The organism is Brevibacillus sp. HB1.4B (assembly GCF_013284285.1).
GTDB lineage: Bacteria > Bacillota > Bacilli > Brevibacillales > Brevibacillaceae > Brevibacillus > Brevibacillus porteri.
This window is the reverse complement of sequence record NZ_JABSUT010000001.1, coordinates 679,757-700,483: the sequence shown is the minus strand read 5'-3', so window position 1 is coordinate 700,483 and position 20,727 is coordinate 679,757. Positions and strand designations below refer to the sequence as shown.

17 protein-coding genes are annotated in these 20,727 nt (G+C 45.6%); 2 read left to right on the top strand and 15 right to left on the bottom strand.

Going from position 1 to position 20,727, the window contains the following annotated elements; genetic code table 11:
* The first annotated feature begins 21 nt into the window (after window positions 1-21).
* Window positions 22-684, top strand: a complete 663-nt coding sequence (locus tag HP398_RS03255) for an S-layer homology domain-containing protein (RefSeq protein ID WP_173621818.1) — start codon at window positions 22-24, stop codon at window positions 682-684.
* Window positions 685-736: 52 nt separating this feature from the next.
* Here the strand turns inward: HP398_RS03255 and HP398_RS03250 are convergent, their stop codons facing one another.
* From HP398_RS03250 to HP398_RS03210, 9 genes are all read right to left on the bottom strand, one after another.
* Window positions 737-1,573: a M55 family metallopeptidase gene (locus HP398_RS03250; protein WP_173621817.1), complete on the bottom strand. Its 837-nt coding sequence runs from the start codon at window positions 1,571-1,573 to the stop codon at window positions 737-739.
* A 24-nt stretch (window positions 1,574-1,597) separates the two neighbouring features.
* Window positions 1,598-3,019, bottom strand: coding sequence for a serine hydrolase domain-containing protein (locus HP398_RS03245; protein ID WP_173621816.1), 1,422 nt, complete (start codon window positions 3,017-3,019; stop codon window positions 1,598-1,600).
* Window positions 3,020-3,284: 265 nt separating this feature from the next.
* On the bottom strand, window positions 3,285-4,433 hold the full coding sequence (locus tag HP398_RS03240; RefSeq protein WP_173621815.1) for an acyl-CoA dehydrogenase family protein: 1,149 nt from the start codon (window positions 4,431-4,433) through the stop codon (window positions 3,285-3,287).
* Between the two features lie 36 nt (window positions 4,434-4,469).
* Entirely contained in the window at window positions 4,470-5,261 is a 792-nt protein-coding gene (locus HP398_RS03235; RefSeq protein ID WP_173621814.1) for a citryl-CoA lyase, read from the bottom strand.
* 139 nt (window positions 5,262-5,400) lie between these two features.
* Entirely contained in the window at window positions 5,401-7,275 is a 1,875-nt protein-coding gene (locus HP398_RS03230; protein WP_173621813.1) for an ABC transporter ATP-binding protein, read from the bottom strand.
* Window positions 7,272-9,011 (bottom strand): ABC transporter ATP-binding protein, encoded by a 1,740-nt coding sequence (locus tag HP398_RS03225; protein WP_173621812.1) that lies wholly within the window; start codon window positions 9,009-9,011, stop codon window positions 7,272-7,274. The genes HP398_RS03230 and HP398_RS03225 overlap by 4 nt, the downstream gene beginning before the upstream one ends.
* A 240-nt stretch (window positions 9,012-9,251) precedes the next feature.
* Window positions 9,252-10,073, bottom strand: coding sequence for a helix-turn-helix domain-containing protein (locus HP398_RS03220; protein ID WP_238144719.1), 822 nt, complete (start codon window positions 10,071-10,073; stop codon window positions 9,252-9,254).
* A 191-nt stretch (window positions 10,074-10,264) separates the two neighbouring features.
* Window positions 10,265-10,633, bottom strand: a complete 369-nt coding sequence (locus tag HP398_RS03215) for a nuclear transport factor 2 family protein (protein WP_017248481.1) — start codon at window positions 10,631-10,633, stop codon at window positions 10,265-10,267.
* A 223-nt stretch (window positions 10,634-10,856) separates the two neighbouring features.
* Window positions 10,857-11,969, bottom strand: coding sequence for an NADH:flavin oxidoreductase (locus tag HP398_RS03210; RefSeq protein WP_173621810.1), 1,113 nt, complete (start codon window positions 11,967-11,969; stop codon window positions 10,857-10,859).
* Between the two features lie 441 nt (window positions 11,970-12,410).
* Between HP398_RS03210 and HP398_RS03205 the strand changes: the two genes are divergently transcribed.
* On the top strand, window positions 12,411-12,914 hold the full coding sequence (locus HP398_RS03205) for a GNAT family N-acetyltransferase (RefSeq protein ID WP_254475806.1): 504 nt from the start codon (window positions 12,411-12,413) through the stop codon (window positions 12,912-12,914).
* Between the two features lie 446 nt (window positions 12,915-13,360).
* Here HP398_RS03205 and HP398_RS03200 read toward each other — a convergent pair whose 3' ends face one another.
* The 6 genes from HP398_RS03200 to HP398_RS03175 form a co-directional block, all read right to left on the bottom strand.
* Window positions 13,361-13,789, bottom strand: a complete 429-nt coding sequence (locus HP398_RS03200) for a MarR family winged helix-turn-helix transcriptional regulator (RefSeq protein WP_017248478.1) — start codon at window positions 13,787-13,789, stop codon at window positions 13,361-13,363.
* Between the two features lie 228 nt (window positions 13,790-14,017).
* Window positions 14,018-15,598 (bottom strand): lipase family protein, encoded by a 1,581-nt coding sequence (locus HP398_RS03195; protein WP_173621809.1) that lies wholly within the window; start codon window positions 15,596-15,598, stop codon window positions 14,018-14,020.
* A 51-nt stretch (window positions 15,599-15,649) separates the two neighbouring features.
* The gene (locus HP398_RS03190) at window positions 15,650-16,378 is read right to left on the bottom strand and encodes a thioesterase II family protein (RefSeq protein WP_173621808.1); all 729 of its coding nucleotides are present in this window, start codon (window positions 16,376-16,378) and stop codon (window positions 15,650-15,652) included.
* Between the two features lie 30 nt (window positions 16,379-16,408).
* On the bottom strand, window positions 16,409-17,116 hold the full coding sequence (locus tag HP398_RS03185) for a 4'-phosphopantetheinyl transferase family protein (RefSeq protein ID WP_173621807.1): 708 nt from the start codon (window positions 17,114-17,116) through the stop codon (window positions 16,409-16,411).
* Entirely contained in the window at window positions 17,113-18,912 is a 1,800-nt protein-coding gene (locus HP398_RS03180; protein WP_173621806.1) for an ABC transporter ATP-binding protein, read from the bottom strand. Before HP398_RS03180 ends, HP398_RS03185 begins: the two co-directional genes overlap by 4 nt.
* A gap of 2 nt (window positions 18,913-18,914) precedes the next feature.
* Window positions 18,915-20,696, bottom strand: a complete 1,782-nt coding sequence (locus HP398_RS03175) for an ABC transporter ATP-binding protein (RefSeq protein ID WP_173621805.1) — start codon at window positions 20,694-20,696, stop codon at window positions 18,915-18,917.
* Window positions 20,697-20,727: the final 31 nt, after the last annotated feature.

Below are 20,727 nucleotides of genomic sequence, written 5' to 3'. Positions count from 1 at the left end.
AAAATTGACGAGGTGACTACCATGAATGTCAGACAAAATATGATGTCTCTTTCTATCATTGCTTTGTTAACTGTGTCTTTCGCCCAACCAAGCTTAGCTGCAATGACTCCTTTTACGGATCTTGCCCACTCGGGAGCGAAAGATAAAATTCTTGCCTTACAGCAACAAGGTGTGATAAAAGGCGTAGATGATAGCAAATTTGCCCCTAACGAAACGATAACGGCTGCTCAAGGTGTTCAACTGATTGTAAATGCCTTTGATTTGAGTCTGGCAGCGATCCGTTTTGTAAAGGCGCCACAAGCCACTGACTTTTTTTCCAAAGCAGATAACGATGCTTGGTATGCAGAGAGTCTGATCATAGCGGCTGCGAACGGATTGGAGTTACCAGCTGATCTCGATCCGAATGCAGAATGGACGAAAGAGCAGTTCATTCACCAGCTAATGAGAGTCATGGAGACCAAGGGTAATCTGCCCATGATCAAACTAGTACCGGTAGAAATCCAAGATAATCATGAACTCACCGTAGATTACCAAGGCTCCATTCAACGAGCTTTGGCAAGAGATATTATCGAATTGGATAAGGAAAACAAGCTTCATCCGCAAAAGCACATCACGCGTGAAGAGGCAGCCGAAATGATATATAATGCCCTTGCGTATTTGAAAAGCCATAAGCCTCTGAACTAAAACGAAAAAAATGCAGCGATCCTCGTGATGAGGAGCTGCATTTTTGGTTTACTTAACCAGTAATCATCCGATTCACTTGCCCCGTTACCAATAGCATCGCTTGCAAAACGGGCATCATGCTAACAAGATCAGGCGAATGGAAGCGTACCGTCCGTCCTTCGATGAGTTCAATTCCTGGCATCCAGCTGACTGCTGTGGCAAATTGTGATTTCGTAAACTCTACTTCTATCGTATTCTCTACTCTTTGCTCGAGCGGTTTCACTGTACTGCGATGGAGCAATGCTTCTTTTGCTTGCTGACGGATCAACTCTCTCGCACGAACGGGATGCATCGCTTGCGACGAGAGCCCCGTTATTCCTGTCTTCACAGCGACTGTAAAGACTCCAGGGATGTCTTCTTCGACCTCTTGGGATGTTTGGGAATCTCCGGTAACGAGTACGACTGGAACACCAAAGGCTCCCGCGATTGCTGCATTTAAACCTGCTTCGCCCACTTCTTTGCCATTTAAGATAAGCCGATGGATAGCGAGCCCAGACAACGTATGATTGAGTACCGCATCTCCTGTACCCGCTTTTCCATGATAACCGATGAAAAATGCGGCATCGCAGCTACTGTCGATCCCCTGCATCATACAGAGAGGCTTGAAAAAACCACGGATGACATCTGCCTGTGGGTGCAATTCTTCCAGAATGATATTGTTCATCGGTCCATGAGATTCATTGACGATAATTTGGGTAGCTCCTGCTTCCAGTGCACCCTCAATCGCCGCATTAACATCTTGGGTCAGAAGTCTTCTCCCCGCTTCGTAATGTCTGCGTCCGGGGATAACATCCTCCCATTCGCTTAGTCCAGAGATCCCTTCCATGTCCAATGAAATAAACACCTTCATGAGAAACTACCTCCCTATCTTTGATTAGGTTTCTTTCGGTATTTGGCGCGATCCCAACGCCAAGCGCTTGATCTCACCGTCTGGTTGGCGAACAAAGCGGATGAGTGAATCGACGTTGTGACGCGTGAACAGAAACGTATCTTCGCCAACAGAACGCAGCGGGAACACATCACTGCCTAGAACGAGTACGAGCTGTCTCTGTGCTTCATCGAATCTGATCTCTACTACGTCTCCTTCTCCGGATTTATATGTACCGGGACATTGCTGCAAGTAAGCAAGCGGCACTTCACAATCGGAAAACGTGGCGAACTGCGTCTCGAGCGGGCGACCGAACATGCTGTTCAACAAACCTAATGTCAGATTGGAAATGGGGGCATCATCCATGTTGGTCAAAAGAATACCGGTTACTCCCGCCTCTGGAACGATGAACATTTGCGCGGTCATCCCTTTTAAGCCGCCGGTATGGGTAAGTAAGGTGTAATCTTCGGAAAATGGAAACACGCCGAGTCCGTAACCATAGCTGCGGCTCAAGTCAATACGGACATGAGGCGTAGTCATTTGGGAGGCGCTATCTCCCGAGATGATTCTCGCTCCATTTGAAAGCCCGCCTGTCCGATAAACATCCGCATACCGAAGCATGTCACGTGCGGACGATTTGAGGAAGCCTGCAGCACGCATGGAAGGTGCATCCCACCAACCAGGGGCACGTACTACTTCACGAACTCCATCATTCATGCGCCGTGTGTACAGCATGGTAGTATTGTCGTCCTCGCCTAATTCCTCCACATGAAATACCGTGCGTTCCATGCCAAGTGGCTGTAAAATATGCTCTTGGACAAAGGCTTCGTATGGTTTGCCGCTGACACGCTCAATAATCGCCCCAAGCAAGCCAAAAGCTTCGTTCGAATAGCTGAATTCTATCCCAGCAGGTCCCAACAATTCAAAGGGCAGCTTCTCTATATATGCCATGAGGTCTTCGAAGGTATCGATTGAGTGTTTACATTGCGCTTCAAACTGGTGAAGTAATTTTTCTGCTGTCGGATCGGCTTGTAAGCTGGGTAGCATTGCGGGAATGAGAGATGGAAGTGGTGGAAATCCGAGGGTATGTGTCATGAAATGATGAATGGTGATCCTTTTCGTTTGGGCTTCATCCGGTGTGCGAAACTCCGGCAAATAGGTGATAACCGGATCATGCACGGAAAGCTTTCCTTCTTCCTGAAGCTGCATGATCGCCATGCATGTAAACGACTTCGTAATTGACCCGATGCCAAATACCGTATCCAGATCGATAAGAGCTTGCTTTTCACGGTCCCGATAACCAAACGCTTTTTCATAAGTGAGTTCTCCGTCTTTGGCTACGGCAATAATTGCACCGGGAACTTGAAAATCATCCATCAGCCTTTGGACGTATGCTTCAAACGACGCTTCCCACTCATTCATCTTCATGTCATGCCTCCTTAGGTTCATTTCTTACAAACAGGAAAGCAATTTCAGGTTTCATATCGAAGTATACACTTCAAAAAAATAGGGATATGAAGTTTGCGCACTAGTAGAATTATAAGCGGCAGATGAAAAAACAACAATATATAATTCTGAAAATAAAAAATATTGATAACAAATCGCAGTCAAATAAAAAATGGCCCTTCGTCTTGTATGACGCCGGGCTCTGAAATGTCGCTGGTCAAATCCAGCATTCCCTCTTTTCACTTGATTACGAGTATTCCTTACATAGACGACCTGCGATGATGTTCTTTTGGATTTCCGAGGTGCCTTCATAAATCTTAGTAATTCTGGCGTCCCGGTAATAACGCTCGATCGGGTATTCTTTGATGTATCCGATCCCCCCATGTATTTGTACCGCTTTATCTGCCACACGGTTATAGACTTCGGAGGCAAACAGTTTCACCATCGCGGCTTCTTTGATTACATGTTTGCCTTGATCAACGAGCGATGCGACATGATACGTAAACGCTCGCAGTGTTTCGCAGTCCAGTGCTATTTCTGCCAAGTAGTGCTGGATAATTTGTTGTTCAAAAATCGGCTTGTCAAATTGGATGCGCTCCATCGCATATTTCATAGACATATCCAGTAGTTTTTGGCAAGAACCGAGATTTCTGGCTGCCAATCCCGCCCGTCCATTCGCCAAAATTTTAAGAGCATTGGTATAGCCCATTCCCTCATGGCCAAGGACGTTTTCTACAGGCACTTCACAATCTTCAAAGAATATCTCAGCCGAATGGGAGCCCCGTAAGCCCATCTTTTCTTCTATTTTTCCGATCTGGAAGCCTGGGAAATCTTTCTCGACTAAAAAGGAGGTGATCCCTTTTGCTCCCTTGGAAGGATCGGTGACAGCCATGACCGTGAAAATGCCAGCGATGGGCGCATTCGTGATGTAATGTTTGGAGCCATTCAGGATGAACTTGTCTGCTTTTCGTACAGCCCTTGTCTTTAAATTAGTCGCATTTGAACCTGCACTTGGTTCTGTTAAAGCAAAAGCGCCAATCATTTCACCGGTAGCCATACGCGGCAAATATTTTCGTTTTTGCTCCTCCGTGCCCATCTCGACAATCCCTACAGAACCGATGCCGTTATGGCAACCAATGACGGTCGTAAACCCATTGCTTGTTTTCCCTACTTCTTCAAAAATGGCGCATTTTCCAAACATATCAATACCGAGTCCGCCGTATTGTTCTGGGATGCTCAGGCCAAACAATCCCACTTCTTTGCACATATCCATGATTTGAACTGGTATATGATCTTCGCGTTCAATAAGATCAGCGACTGGTTCGACCTTCTCGCTGATAAAACTCCTCACAGCTTTGCGCAGCTCTTCTATTTCACTGCTGAATGTAACGCTCATGTCATCCGCTCCCCTTCTTACCGTGACGTCGGTTTACTACTTCACTTCGTCTGGTATGTGATTGGTGTAGAGGGTGTTCTCCTCCACAAAGTCGTATAGCTTCTGTGCCATGCAATCTTTCCTGCCGGATTCGATTTCTTCCACAATGTGGGCAATTAGTCCGACGGCCCTCGCCGCGACTGCAAATGATTTCACGACACTGTAGTGCAACCCCATATCCGACAGCACAGCTCCAATCGCGCCTGCCGCATTTAGTGTGATCCGTTTGCCTTTTTTCGTGCTGAATTGTTCGTGAATTTCTTGCATGATAGCCGTATGGTTTCCGGCAAACCCTAGCTCCTCTGCCAATGCAAACAATTTTTCAGTGCGTGGATCAACAGGTCTATGAATCGGATGTCCGAACCCTGGCATTTGCAGTCCTTTTTCTTCACGTTCCTTCAGGATTCGTTTGGCGACCTCTTTTCTGTCGCAATCGGCACCGTACTTTTGCAACGCTTCTTGAAGCATTTGAGCAACGTATTCCATGGCTCCTAGATAGACTGAACCCGCCCCCAACAATCCGGCTGCGACTGCAGCTTGCACAGCTTCCGGTGCTCCCAGATAGGTCAAACGTGCGGAAATCGAACTGGGCGTAAATCCATGTTCACATATGGCAACCATGCATGCATTCAACATCTTTGATTCATTCTGGGTAGGCTTCCGGTGTGTTGCTCCTAGGAATGCCATATCCGCCAACGTGATCTGTCCCATTAAATCTTCTGTCAAATCATAGCCATGAACATAAATCTTGTCTGATTTTGATACACCGATGTTTGTCTGAAATTCCATTCTCTTTCCTCGCTTTCGTATGCATAGAGCTGGTTTACCTTTTTGACATATTAACAAGCAATTACCATGCCACCCTGTACACTTCCTCTCCCAACAATAAAACCGCCCTTACTTGGCGGTTTCGTGTAAAGCATCGATTTTAGCCTGCTGATGTGGACTCTGCAAACTGACTGTTGTATAAATCAGCATAAAAGCCCTCTTGCTCCATCAACTCGTCATGTGTTCCTTGTTCAATGATCGTTCCCTTGTTCATGACGAGGATCAAGTCTGCATTTCTAATCGTAGACAGTCGATGGGCGATCACGAAGCTAGTACGTCCCTTCATCAGTTCATTCATCGCTTCCTGGATATGCACTTCGGTCCGTGTATCAACGCTGCTTGTTGCTTCATCCAAAATCAGAATCGTAGGGTCTGCCAAAATAGCACGAGCGATGGTCAACAGCTGTTTTTGCCCTTGGGAGATATTGGAGGCCTCTTCATTTAACACCGTCTTGTATCCCTCTGGTAGCGTGCGAATAAAGTGATCGGCACGAGCCGCCTTCGCTGCGCGAAAGATATCTGTATCAGAGGCCTCAGGTTTTGCATAGGCCAAATTATCATGGATCGTTCCGTTAAACAGCCACGTATCTTGCAGGACCATGCCGAACAGAGAGCGAAGATCGCTTCGTTTCATGCGTGTAATATCAACGTCATCAATCAGAATCGCTCCGCCATTGAGCTCATAAAAGCGCATCAGCAAATTAATCATGGTCGTCTTACCCGCACCTGTTGGGCCCACGATCGCAATCTTTTGTCCAGGTTCTACTACGAGATTGATGTCTTGCATCAGTAAATGCCCTTCTTTATAACCAAACTTGACATGCTGAAATTCCACCTTGCCTTTAGGCGCTGCGATCGTGACTGGTTGCGTACTTTCAGGCACTTCCTCTTCTTCATCCAAAACCTCAAAGACCCGCTCCGCTGAGGCGATCGTCGACTGGATCAGGTTGGCAATGTTCGCGGTTTGCGCAATGGGCATCGTGAACTGCCGAGTATATTGGATAAAGGCTTGGATATCCCCGATTTCAATGGAACCGTTCGTAGCGAGAATCCCGCCGACAATGCAGACGAGCACGTAGCCAATATTTCCGATGAAGCTCATTACCGGCATGATAATCCCTGATATAAATTGCGCCCTCCATCCGGCTTCGTACAGCTTGGCATTGATTTGATCAAATGTCTGCTGTGACTTCTTCTCATATCCAAACGCCTTTACAACCTGATGCCCCGTAAACATTTCTTCCACATGCCCATTCAATTCACCAAGGGAGCTCTGCTGTCCGATGAAATGCTTTTGTGATTTCGAGGCGATCTGTTTCGTAGCAATGGCACTGAGCGGCAACGTCAAAATTAGAATGAGAGTCAATAATGGGCTAATCGTCAGCATCATAATGATGACACCGATGATCGTCACGATGGAAGTGATGAGCTGTGTCAGGCTTTGCTGGAGCGTGTTGCTGATATTATCAATGTCGTTCGTGACACGGCTCAAAATATCCCCATGCATTTTCGAATCAAAGTATTTCAGCGGCAGGCGGGACAATTTCTCATTTACCTGCTCACGCATGTCATAGACGATCTTCTGCGATACTCCTGCCATCACGTATTGCTGCAAATAGCTGAACAGCGCACTAATGACATACAAGACGATTAATAGGAGCAGGATATTTGCAATATACCCAAAGTCAAATACGATTTCCTTAGGCTGTCCCTGCATGAGACCGATCATGCCTGCGAAAAGACTCGTTGTCGCCTTCCCCATCAGTTTGGGACTAACAATGGCGAAGATCGTACTCAAAACGGCAGCCAGAAACACGATGATCAGCTGTATACGGTGTGGCCGAAAGTAGCCGATCAAACGCTTGAGTGTACCTTTAAAGTCCTTTGCTTTTGCTCCTGGTATCACCATTCCCATCGGTCCACCCATGTGGCCGCCACCCTTTGGAGCTTGCTTACCTCCTCGCGGTTCACTCATGCGATCTCCTCCTCTGTCAGTTGGGATCGTACGATTTCTTGATAGACTTCACAGTTTTGCATGAGCTCTTGATGTGTACCCATACCCGCAATCGAGCCTTCATCCAGCACGATAATCTGGTCTGCGTCCATCACAGTACTAACCCGCTGAGCCACGATGATTAACGTGGATTGGTTCTTCTCGATCTCTTCTTTTAAAGCTACTCGCAATAACGCATCTGTTTTGAAATCCAACGCAGAAAAGCTGTCATCAAACATATAGATGGCCGGTTGCCGGACAATTGCCCGCGCAATCGATAACCGTTGTTTTTGTCCACCGGACACGTTCGTACCGCCTTGGGAAATGTGTGCCTCGTATCCGCCCTTCATACTCGCAATAAAATCGCCTGCCTGCGCAATTATCGCGGCATGCTCGATTTCGGCGTCTGTCGCGTCCTCTTTACCGAAGCGAATATTGTCAGCGATCGAGCCTGAAAAGAGCAGCACTTTTTGTGGGACATAACCAATTTTTGCTCGCAATTGCTCTAGAGGCAGGTCACGTGTATCAAGGCCGTCTACCCGTATGGCTCCGGAAGTCACATCGTAGAATCGCTCAACCAGATTGAGTATCGTCGATTTACCGGAGCCTGTCCCTCCGATAATCGCGGTGGTCTGCCCCGGACGAGCTGTAAAGGTGATCGAGGTCAATGCGGGATGTTCCGCACCAGGATAAGAAAATGTCACATCCTGAAACTCCACCGTGCCTGGCGTTGTTGTTTTCGTTTGCGTCACAGGCTCAGAGCGATCATAAATGGTCGAATGTAAATCCAACACTTCGTTAATTCGGATAGCGGATGCAGAAGCACGCGGAACCATGACGAAGATCATCGACAGCATAACCAATGAGAACATAATCTGCGTCGCATATTGGATGAACGCCATGAGATCACCAACTTGCAGATCCATATTACTGACACGAATGCCACCAAACCAAAGAATGGCAACGGCAGACAAGTTAAAAGTCAGCATCATAATCGGCATCAAGGCTGCCATGATTCGATTCACGTTAATCGCTGTCTGTGTCAAATCAGTATTCGCCTCGTTAAAACGCCTTTTCTCCAAATCTATACGGTTAAACGAGCGGATCACACGAATTCCCGTCAAGCCTTCCCTCACGACCAAATTCAGCTTATCCAGCTTCTTTTGCATGGCTTTAAAAAGAGGCATCCCCTTGCGTGCGATCAGGAAAATAGCTAAAGCTAGAATGGGAACAACTACTGCAAGAACAAGCGTCAGCTTGGCATCCTTGGATGAAGCCATAATAATTCCACCGATACACATCATGGGAGCAGCCACCATGATACGCAAAATCATGATCAAAACCTGCTGGACTTGATTGATATCGTTCGTTGTCCTCGTAATGAGCGAGGCTGTACCAATTTGGTCGATCTCCTGCATGGAATAGTGTTCTACTTGGTTAAACACCTTGGCACGCAGCTCACGACCAAAACTCATGGCAACCTTGGATGAGAAGTAACTGGCTCCGATGGCACATAAGCCCCCACCAGCAGCGACGAGCAGCATAAAACCGCCAACCTTCCAAATAAAGAAGGTGTCGCCATGCACAATCCCGACATCAACGATATCCGCCATTAATGTTGGTAAGTACAGATCGGATAACGATTGGACGAATACAAGCACCAATATCGCTGTGATCGGCCATTTGTAGGACGTCAAGTATCGAAACAGCCTCATCATACAGATACACGCTCCCTTTCCTGCCTCTTCCATACTACAATTCCAATCGCCTTACGGTTGTATGCATGTATTTGCGATGTACGCTTGATTGCTGCCTGCACTTACCATAGGGACTACCGAAGGAGCTCTTACATCTGGATTTGCCCATGCGCTTTTCCACTGGTTCTTTTTTTGTATCCCACCAACGAAAAAAACGACCCTTTATCAGAATCGTTTCGTAGTTTGTTCTTATGAATGGAACTACATCGTTCTTTTTAGCCCACTTCCTTTTTTGAGTTCGGAAGGGGGAAAACCAAATCTGTCCTTGAACACTTTTGAAAAATGTGCAGCGTTTTCGAATCCAGTGGAGAAACAAACATCTGTAACGGATAATGACGTATTTGTAAGAAGTTCTTTGGCTTTGTCTAGCCTGCGGTTACGAATCCATTTTATAGGGGATGTATTGTACATAACTTGAAAATCCCGTTTGAACGTCGACAAGCTTCGTCCAGATAAATAAGCCAAATCGTGAAGAGAAACGGGATTCATCAGGTTTTCCTCTACTACCTTGTCAATGTTATTCCATTCTTTTCTCTTAGGTTGCAAGAGCTGGGATGAGATCTGTTCATTTGCATCAATCACATGAAACAACAGTTCCATTACTTTCACCTTAACAAGACCCTCTACGATTTCATCTGGATTATCAAAATAGGGCTCTAATGATTCGACGTATTCCAAAATACACGTATTAACCGGATTCACCGATACTGGTACTGGTGACTCAGGGTAAGTGGGCTTTATATCGCCTAATTTGATGAAATCATCCAGTATCTCTTCTTTTAGGAAAAACATCAAACCATTCAATCCGTCCCCTGAATCCAGCTCGCCCGATTTTTCAAATTCGATTGCAATTGATTTCTGCAGAAACATCATTTCATTACTGCGGACCTTGTATACTTGATCACCGTACCGAATCGTGTACACTCCCTGAAGAACGATTAACAAAAGATGATCCTTTAGAAACATCGTCCCTGTTGTGGCTTCTGCGTCAAAGCAGAAGTCGATCACAGATATCCCTTTCATTTTTAGACTTCCAATTTTAAAATCTGTTTTCGTTAACCCTTGCGGCGCCTTGATTATCCTAGTGGTTCCTACAGACAAAAATAGTCGCCTCCTTCCCCTTCCGATCAGAACGACAAACCCGCTGCCTTGCACGGAAGCAAGATTAGACGGGTTTGTCTTTTTCTGACGTGATCGGCTTTTAAGAACTGGGTTTACGTATGACGGTGGAACAGTTTCGCAATCACTTTCCATTCGCCGTTTATTTTCAGCAATTGCAGAAAGTCAGAGTATACCGCGCCATCTGAACTTTCTAAAACGACACGAACGCAAGCGGCCGTGCCTTCAATATCAAGGATATCCACTCTTGCTTGAAGATTTTGTGCAGGACCCGCTTGATCCACATAATCATATAAATATTGAATAGATCCTTCCACCAAACCAATAGGTTCGTATCCATACATAATCGCATCTTTATGGAAGCTTGGTTTCATGACTTCGCTTTTTCCAGTGGCGATTCCTTCCACATACTTATTCATCACTTCCAGAATTTCCTCGTAATCTTTGATGGGTGCTCTGCTCATCTGGCAATCCTCCTCAATTGATTTTCCAGTATGAAGGGAATGTTTTATCGACATTCCCTTCATACATCAAGAATATCAGGGGATTACGATCATTCCTTTGCTAATAAGCTCAATGAATTTGTTTATTTAGCTCAAAAATGGAGTGGTGAATGGTAATTGGTCTTGGAGCACGAACACAACAGGCAGCTTCTATTTACAGAAGCTGCCTGTTGTAAAATAGCGTTCAGCTCAATGTTGTTAATGCTTCTCGCGTAAATGGTTGAAGTTCTTCGGTATTCCCGTTACGAATTTTTGATACCCAAGCCGGATCACTCAGTAGCGCACGTCCAACTGCCACAAGATCAAACTCTTCTTGCTCAATACGCTCAATCAGATTATCGATGTTAGCGGGCTGACTACCCTTGCCTTCGGTGAATAGACTCAGGAACTCAGAGTCCAATCCAACAGATCCAACGGTGATCGTTGGTTTTCCCGTCAGTTTACGAGTCCAGCCTGCCAGGTTTAGTTCAGAGCCTTCAAACTCCGGCTCCCAGAAGCGTCGGGTGGAAGCATGGAAGATATCCACACCGGCTTCGGACAGAGGTGTAAGGAAAAGCTTCAATTCCTCAGGCGACTTTGCCAGTTTGGATTGATAATCGCTCGGTTTCCATTGGGAAAATCGAAAAATAATCGGGAAGTCTGGACCGACTGCGTCCCGCACAGCCTTAATCACCTCTACAGCAAATTTGGTGCGGTCTACGAGATCACCGCCATATTCATCTGTACGCTTGTTGGTGACTTCCCAGAAGAACTGGTCAATCAGGTAGCCATGTGCCCCGTGAATTTCCACTGCGTCAAAACCAATTTTCTTAGCTTGAGAAGCGGCTTGTGCGTAAGCCCGAATGAGATCGTTGATTTCTTCGATGCTGAGTGGTTCTGATACCTTTTCACCAGTAAGACTTAGACCAGAAGGACCGATTGGTTCGGCATCTGATTCTGGGAATTTCTCTTTTTGGCGAGCCATGCCGGTATGCCAAATCTGCGGAGCAATTTTTCCTCCCGCCTCATGTACTTCTCGAACAACGCGTGCCCATCCGTCCAGTGCTTCCTCTCCATAGAAATGGGGGACATTCTGGTCTGCACCCGCAGCTGGATGCTCGATTAGCGTTCCTTCGGTGATGATTAAGCCCACCTCGTTCTCTGCGCGGCGACGGTAATAGTCAGCTACATTGGGCCCTGGAATCCCTTTCGGTGAAAAACTGCGGGTCATGGGTGCCATAACAAACCGATTTTCAAGTTTCAGTCCTTTGTATTCAAACGGGGTGAATAACGCTGTTACAGATTTTGACGAATTCATGTGATTCCCTCTTTCTTTTCACTATTTTTTCATACTAATTTTTCCTTATCAGTCTTGTGCAATAGATGTAACATCACATTATATTAGGATTTGTTAACTCTACACCTTTGAAACCCCCACTCCATTACTGATTTTTGTGAGTAGAGCTTTCTAATGTTTTTAAATGCATGCGCACGCATCTAATTTACCATCATCCTTTTTCACCTGTCAACCGATAAGTGTAACGGCGATCCCTATAACTAATGGGAGATTAGTTTAAGATCAAACGGAGAACCGTATCTCAAATGACGGCAAGTTTATTGGTTGAAACGTAAAGAAGACAATTCAAACTGCTTCTGAAAGATGATATCTTGAATACAGATTATGCCGAGAGCGAGTGATCTTTGATGATAATTAAATTGTACAGCGAAAGGGTGAGTGATCAATAGAGGAGGTAAGCATTTGTACCACCATTTAGAACTAATGAGCATTCAAGCAAGAGTACTCTATATTCATGATCATGCTGGACGTATCACAACGATTAATGAGCCAACGAACCAGCCTGCTCCTCGATTTTTTTGGGGACAGACCGTTGCTGGCAGTATTGTAAGATTTCACAGCGACGTACCAAATCACATAATCCATGACATCATACAATTCCTGAATCAGGGTGATTCAACCAAGCGACTGCCTAATGTTATTCACGCGTTGGAGAAAGACAGAGAAATTAGAGACTTATGGATGGGGCCGGCTTTTACATTTCATGAAACCGTAAAGGATTACACAGACGCCACCTTGGTCACTGAAGAGAATAAATACTGCTTGGAACCAGGGTTTCCTACCCTTTTATCGGAACTGAAGTTTCGAGGACCTTGTTTTATGGTGACGGAAAACAACATGGCCGTATCTGTCTGTTTTAGCGCAAGAAGTAACGATAAGGCTGCAGAGGCCGGAGTCGAGACATAGAAAGATTATAGAGGAAAAGGATATGCAATGCACGTAACGTCCTCATGGGCCCAAGCGATAAGGCGGTCTCAACGGATTCCTTTATATAGTACATCTTGGGATAATTATTCTTCGCTGTCCATTGCAAAACGCCTGCGTCTTCACTTTTATGGAACGGATATTTCAATCTATTAAGGTTTACATCAAAATGAAAGGCCATATTCCGGAAAGCATGGCCTTAAAACTTACCGTTTCAGACAGCGTGGTGAAACGTATCACATGTTAAAGCAACGAGTACCTTAGTTGAATAACACGCTGAAACAGCAGGGGCTGTCTAAGACTTTACTTTCATGGTCATAAACCACCGCTTTTTCTTTAAATAGATCAATCTAAAACATTATCTTCATCAGACATATACGAAAAAAAGCCGCTATTTCCGTTGGGTAGGAAATGGTGGCTTTTTGCAATTACTTCTTTTGCACTAACAATTGTAATGCTTCATCAAATTTTCCATCTGAAAAAGCAGATTGGAGAATTTCATTCATCGTCACGAGGTATCTCTGGAGTTTTTCTTCACCTAATTCGGTCAACTGAGTATAAACGCCTCTACGGTCGTCTTCACATACATTCCTCTGTAAAGCTCTGCAATTTTTTGCCTCCAGTCTTCCAACCAGCCTTGATATCGCACTTTGACTTAATCCAACCCGTTCCTGTAATTGTTGTAACCTCAGTGTTTTATTACTTTCTTTCGATAAAAAGTAAAGGACGTAAAACTCTTTTAAAGAAAGATTGTAATTTTCTCGTAAATCTTTTTCAAGCATATTGGAAATACTTTCAGTAATGTGAGTAAGTGCCAACCAATCGTTTATAAGTTCATGATTAGGGTCGGTTTTCATAGTAAATTCCACCTGTTCTCGACTATATATCATGTTAATCCGTTTCATTATAATACAGAAAGGTATCACGCTCCAAACTCTCGTCACGAATACTTCTTTTGTTCGATTCTATCGGACTGGAAGCCAAAACAAAAAAGCCCTCACTTTCCATGAGGGCTGTGAAAAAATGAAAGCGAAATTTAGACTTGGTTAACTCGTTCAAGTATCGCCAATAGCAAAAGATGCTTCTTATTGGTCTTCGATTTCGCCATCACGATCTGTTACCGCAAAGTTGTAATTAATAGAGCGTGTAAATGGTTCGCCGTCCTCATTGATGCCAGTTACGTCAAAGGAGAGATTATAAACACCTGGTTTAGTCGGCACATTAAAATTGCCAGTAAGCTCATCTTCTTTTATGGCAAACTTCACTTCATCAAGGACGCTTGCTTTTTCGCCGTTCAGTGAACGTGTCAGGTTTGCTTTTTCCAGTAGCGATTGATCTATTTCGTTTTTACCCAAGTCGACGGAAATCTTCGCCTTGTCGCCTTTCTTGAATACCTTTTTGCTCGCCTTTACTTTCGCTTCTTCTCCGCCATTCACGGAACCCACCATGAAAAAGGCATCGTCAGAGCCCTCCACTTCAAGTGTCCATTCGCCTGCTTCAGGCTCCTCAACTTCAATGAAGTGATGAACAGCACCTTGGAATATCTCGGATTCATCCTCCGATTCGCTTTTTTCACTGCGGTCCGCTTCATACTTTTTGCCAGACGGACTGATCAGGGTCACAACAGTGTCTTCCGACGAAGTCATCGTATCCACATTGAACTGATCGATTCCGCTCTCCAGGAAAAATGTTTCCGAGACGTTGTCTTCCACTTCGCCACCACGGAGAATGACGGAGCTCTCTTCCAAAGTGCTTGATTTTGACTTGTCTTCGCTTACTTTATTTGCACGTAAAGAAGCCTTTTGCAATTTCGGTTCGACCAGATCCCATGTTTGCGAGGCTTTCGCGATTTGACCGTGGGAAATATCTTTTGTAAAGCTCTTGATCCCGTAAGTCAAACCGAAGGCAGAATCAACGGAAACAGCGCCATCATCTTCACCGGGAAGAACCGCATGACCAAACCAGGTAGGACTAAACATGCCATCATCCCCTGTTCCGGCAGCCATGTATGTCTTGGTTGAACGAATTTCGGTACGGTTGTCAGTCTGGGAACGGAAGTTTGCCATGTATGACGTTTGCAGGGAATACACCGCATCGTCTTTTTTGCCAAGAATATCAGCAAGCCAGCCTGCCCAATTGCTGTAAGCTAAGTCAGCCAATTCTGAACCTTTGTTTGGCGTGGAAAGCTGGTGAACAACATTGACATACGGATGCGCGCCATAGTGGACGAGCGCTGCCTGTGTATCTATGCCACCTTTGGAATGTGCAATGATATTGATTTTGGAGACACCATAATAATCTGCGACCTTTTTAATAACTTCGGCGAGCTTGGCTCCGTTTGTCCACATGTTGCCACCAGTACCATCCGCGTCCTTCAACTGCACAAATGCGGTACGATACCCGGCGTTATAGGCTGCATCATAATATCCGTCTGTTGTATACCAGGTTTTGTAGGTGGAGTGCAGACCTTGAACAAACAAGATCACGGGCTTGTCTTTGGATGCATTGGGAGGAACCGCACCAGTGTACCAGTCACCAAAATGACCACTTGGGTTGTCATCATGCAGAGCCGGAGGTGGAGCCGCTGCGCTTGCCGCTTGCGGGTAGACCAGCGCCGTTGATAATGTAACGGCCGTCAGCAAACGAGATAGTGCTTTCTGATTCATAAAAAGAACACCAACCTTCACCTTAGGATTTATTGTTGCCGTGCACAATCGTTAGAATTGTGCACGGATTGCAACTGCCCGTTCTACATTCAATGTGTCTTGAATGATCGCTAGGATCGGATTCATTTGGTGATGAATAAAGAAATGCCCACCAGGTATTGGAAAGAATTTGCATTCTCGCCCGCAATAGTCTCGCCACGCCACAATATCTTGGATTTCAATAGAATCTTCTTTCCCAAACAAAACCGTCATGTTGACAGGGATTTGCTGAGGAAGCTCGTTATTCATTTCGTAAGTTTGCACGGCTTGGAAATCAGCGCGAATTGTTGGCAAAAATAGCTCCAAGAGCTCGTGATTATCCAAAACTTCATCGGGTGTGCCACCAAGTGTTCGTAGTGATCCGATGAACTCGTTATGCGGCAGGTGGTATGTTTTCGCCAGTTTGTGATACGCATGTGGCACGCGGGATGCAGACAAGAACAAGTGCTGGGGCAGTGGCTTTCCATTCTGCAACAGCTTTCGTGTCAGTTCAAACGCGATTAATCCCCCCATGCTGTGACCAAAAAAGGCAAAAGGTTCTTCCCCCAGCTCTGGTGTGATCCGTTTGTATACATCCTCCAAGACCTCATAAAACGAGGTGAAAAGAACCATGCTATCACTCTGAAATGAAGGCCGTACCTCGAATGGATCAATTTCCAATAACGCTGGCGACAATCCCCGTCTCCAACTGTAATAAATGCTGGGAAGTCCACCTGCGTACGGAAAGCAGAACAATTTCATCTCTTTCCCCGCCCTTTCTTCATTACGTAATTACCTCGATATCTTTCTATGAAAAATGGACTGATACAAATCTTGTAAATCCTTCATGACGACTTGAGCAGCAAACTGATTGGTAGTCGCGCATACTGACAATTTATAGCCTGGATCGATCTCATACTGATGAAATGCCCAAGCATCGCGCGAATCATTTTGCGATATCGTAATCGATTGGTCTAGTTTTTTTCTAATGGCGAATGATTGTAGTGGAATAGACAGTCCCATGCCTCTCGCTTTGATATAGCTCTCCTTCAAGGTCCAAAGGTCGAAGAAATACGGAAGCTGTTCATCCGGATGTTTTGCCAAGAGATCTTCTACTTCGGCTGGTGCAAAATAATGAGTGGCAATATCCAAGTCAATCGGACATATTTGCTCCACATCAATCCCCACTTGCAAATCATGCGTGGCGCAGACCACCCATTCTCCGGAATGTGAGACGTTAAAGCAGAAGTTGGGAAATGATTTCAAAAAAGGTTTTCCGTATGCATTGTAGTCATACTCGATTTCGTCATTGGAAATCGAGTATGCTTCACAAATGAGAGAGCGTACGAGCACGTCCGCGAGCAACGCCCGATAGGAATCAGCCGGATTTCTGAAACGGTTGATCCGTTCCCTCTTCTCTTCGGGCAGTGCTTGCAAAAATCGGTCGAATAACTCTTTCTCCATGACAGCTGGACATTTCAAAGCGTAAATGGCAATCACGTAGCACTCACTCTTCTTTCTGTCAGTTCAAGGCCACTAACTTGTTCTGCTCGATCCTTTCGCTGCTGCACTTCATACAATTTGGCATACGTGCCGTTGTGCTCCATTAACTCTACATGGCGACCTTGCTCGATGACTTTTCCTTGATCCATCACGTAAATCACATCGGCATCCTCTACAGTCGACAGGCGATGAGCAATGACAAGTACCGTTTTATCTTTCATAAGTGCGGTTAATGCTTGCTGCACCCAATATTCCGATTCTGCATCCAAAGCGGAGGTTGCTTCATCCAGTAGAAGAATCGGCGCATTTTTCAGGATGGCCCTGGCAATGGCAATTCGCTGACGCTGTCCGCCAGATAGCTTGGCACCGCGTTCTCCTGTTTTTGTCTGGTAACCATCTGTCAGTTCCATAATAAAATCATGCGCATACGCTGCTTTGCTTGCTTTGATGACATCCTCTTCCGAAGCATCCAGGCAGCCGTAACGGATATTGTCTTCGATGGTTCCTTCGAACAAAAAGGCATCCTGAGGCACGTACGAGATCAAGCTTCTAATTTCTGCAAGAGAATAGGCTCCCATGGGCTTGCCCAGTAAATAAAGAGAGCCGCTCGCAGGTGGGTAATACCCCAACAGAAGTTTCATGACGGTGCTTTTTCCACTTCCACTCGTTCCGACTAGCCCAGCCATTTGGCCTTGCTCGACTCGCAACGAAACACCATCCAGCACGTTTGTAGCTTCGTTGTATCCGAAAACGACCTGCTCCAACTTCAGCATACTTTCGCATGGCCGGTATTTGTCGGAGCTCTTCTGATACTCTTCTGGTTCGAGAGGTTCATTCAGAAAATCGACGACCCGAGAAGCGCCTGCTAGCGAACTCTGTAACGCTGTGATGACTTGGCCAAGCTGGAGAAATGCCAGTGTCACAAGCATCTGTTGTTGAACCAAAGCGACCAGCACACCCAACCCGATCATTTGTTTGGATACCATCATGATGCCAAAAACAAGCATTCCCCCGAAGCTTAAGAATTGGATGAAAAAATTGGTCCCTTCCAATAATCCGTGTTTATGCCCTTGCTTGATCGCAGACGAAGCTACTTCTTCGTTTGCTTCCGTGTAACGTGCGGTGACAACGTTATGTAAATGGAACATTTTAATGATGGGCAACCCTGACAAAAAATCGTTTAATCTTTCTGTCCCCATTCCCATCTGCTTCTGCATTCGGTCTCCAATGCGCCGGACTGACTTGGCAAACAGCATATTCACATAAAGAGTCAATGCGCTTACGAGCAACAGGACGACGGCAATTTTCCAATCCATCGCAAACATCCCGATGATCGAGCCGATCAGTGACAGCAGGATGATGCTTAACGTTTTCAATTGCTCAGCATACGCGTTTTCCATGAGGACAACATCGTTGCCCAGCCTCGACATCGTATCTCCCGAATGGTGCTGCTCATAATAATCGAAAGGCAGCTTGCTCAAACGTTGATAGACATGAAGCCGAATGTTGGCAATGAGCTCGCGGACACATCGTCGATAGATGTAGCTAAAAAATGGAGACAAGATACTCAGCAAGAGGAACATCACAGCCATGGTGGCAATCGCTCTCGTTAATAAAACAGGGTCTTTTGTGTTCGCAAAATCCGTCAGATCCTTGAACACGAAAGGTAAAGATACCAATACAGCTGCTTGACCGATTCCGTCACCCACGAGTCCCAAAATATACGCTCGCTTTTTCGATTTCATAAACGACAGCAGTTGAAGTAGTTCCCGCATCAAATTCTGGATGAACATGCCTATACCCCCCCTGCAGCCAGCGTGCTGTGCATCTCTGTGGCAAACTGTTTTTGATACAATCTGGTGTAAACGCCGCCTTGTGCAAGCAAATCGTAGTGTGTACCTCGTTCTACAATTTGTCCTTGCTCCAAAACAAGCACTTCATCCGCGTCTTTTATCGTAGACAGTCGATGAGCAATGACGAGAACACTCCGATTTTTCATCACATTTTCCAACGCTTCCTGGACCAAAGCTTCCGATTCTGTATCTAAGGCAGACGTTGGTTCATCCAGCAGAAGAATCGGGGCGTCCTTCAAAATCGCTCGGGCAATCGCGATACGCTGTTTCTGTCCTCCGGATAAACGAGAGCCTCGTTCTCCCACTTTTGTTTGATATCCTTGCGGCAGCTCCATGATGAAGTCATGCGCATTGGCCGCTTTTGCCGCTGCAATGATCTCGTCTTGTGTCGCATGAATGCGTCCATACGAGATATTTTCTGCAATAGATACGGGGAATAGCGTCGTATCCTGAGAAACCATGGAAAGATAGCTCCGCATGTCCGTCATATTCCAATCAGTCATGGAATGCCCGAAAACATTCAGTCTTCCGTTGCCCGGCTCCATTGGATAAAACCCGCACAGCAATTTCATGATGGTACTCTTTCCACTCCCGCTGGCGCCTACTAAAGCAACGATCTTGCTCGGATGTAACGTAAAGCTAACGTTATCAAGAATCCTTGCCTGATCGTAGGCAAACGTAACGTTTTCAAACTGTACAGGAATCGCCTCTGGATCAACAGGAATTTCAGGCTGATCATTTTGTTCGACTGACTGTGTAAAAATTTCTTGCAGTCGCTTTGCCGCACCTGATGTCTCTTGTACTTGGGCAAACAAAACGGGTGCGAGTGAAAGTGGTTCGATAATAAAGTGAAGCAAATAGCTGAAGATGACCAAGCTGCCCAGATCCAATTCTCCCGCCTGAATCAAGTACCCACCATAAGCGACAAAAAACAGGATTGGGGAAGAAAACAATAAAATCCCTGGTGCCGTCATCCACGCGCGTTTTTTCTCTGCCTGGAACGCATTTTTCAATACCTGCTTCATACCCGCATGGTATTTACGATACAGAACGCCTTCCAATTGAAAAGCTTTGACCATGTGAATCCCGGAAAGCGTATCCTGAGCGATGGCGTTCGTTTGACCCAGATGGTCCTGCATTTGCTCCGAATATTTTTGAAGCGGTCTGCTCATCCACCCTGTGATAGCGATGGCAACGGGAAGGATTGCGACGCTGAAGATGATTAACTTCCAATTGATCGTCAACAACAGTCCAAGAGCTCCCACAAAAACAACTGGCAAATAAAAAAGCTGGAAAAAATGCTTTTGCAAAAAGCTTTGCAAGATTTGGGCGTCTGTTGTTAAGCGAGAAACGAGATCGCCGGAATGATATTTATCCATGGTGGACATGGGAACTTTTTCGAGATGAGAAGCCATGCTGTTTTTCAAATCTCTCATGGCTCTTGAACTGAATCTAGCTGCCGAATACGTGATGAAATATTTTGAGAGAAAACCGACGATGGTCAGACAAAAAATGATGAGAGCAATACTGACCAGCTTGTCGAAGTTGTTCGTATGTTCGACCATGGTTTTGATCAGGATTCCCATCCAAATGTTTGCCACAGCCACAAGAAGCGAGGCAATGATACAGATTATGACCCAACCTCGATAAGGCTTTACATATGAGAGTACCCAGCCAAACACGGGCGCTTTCTTTCTGTGCTGAGCTTGCTTGGTAAAAATCATTTGCTGCTCCTCTCCAAGGATGTAATGGATG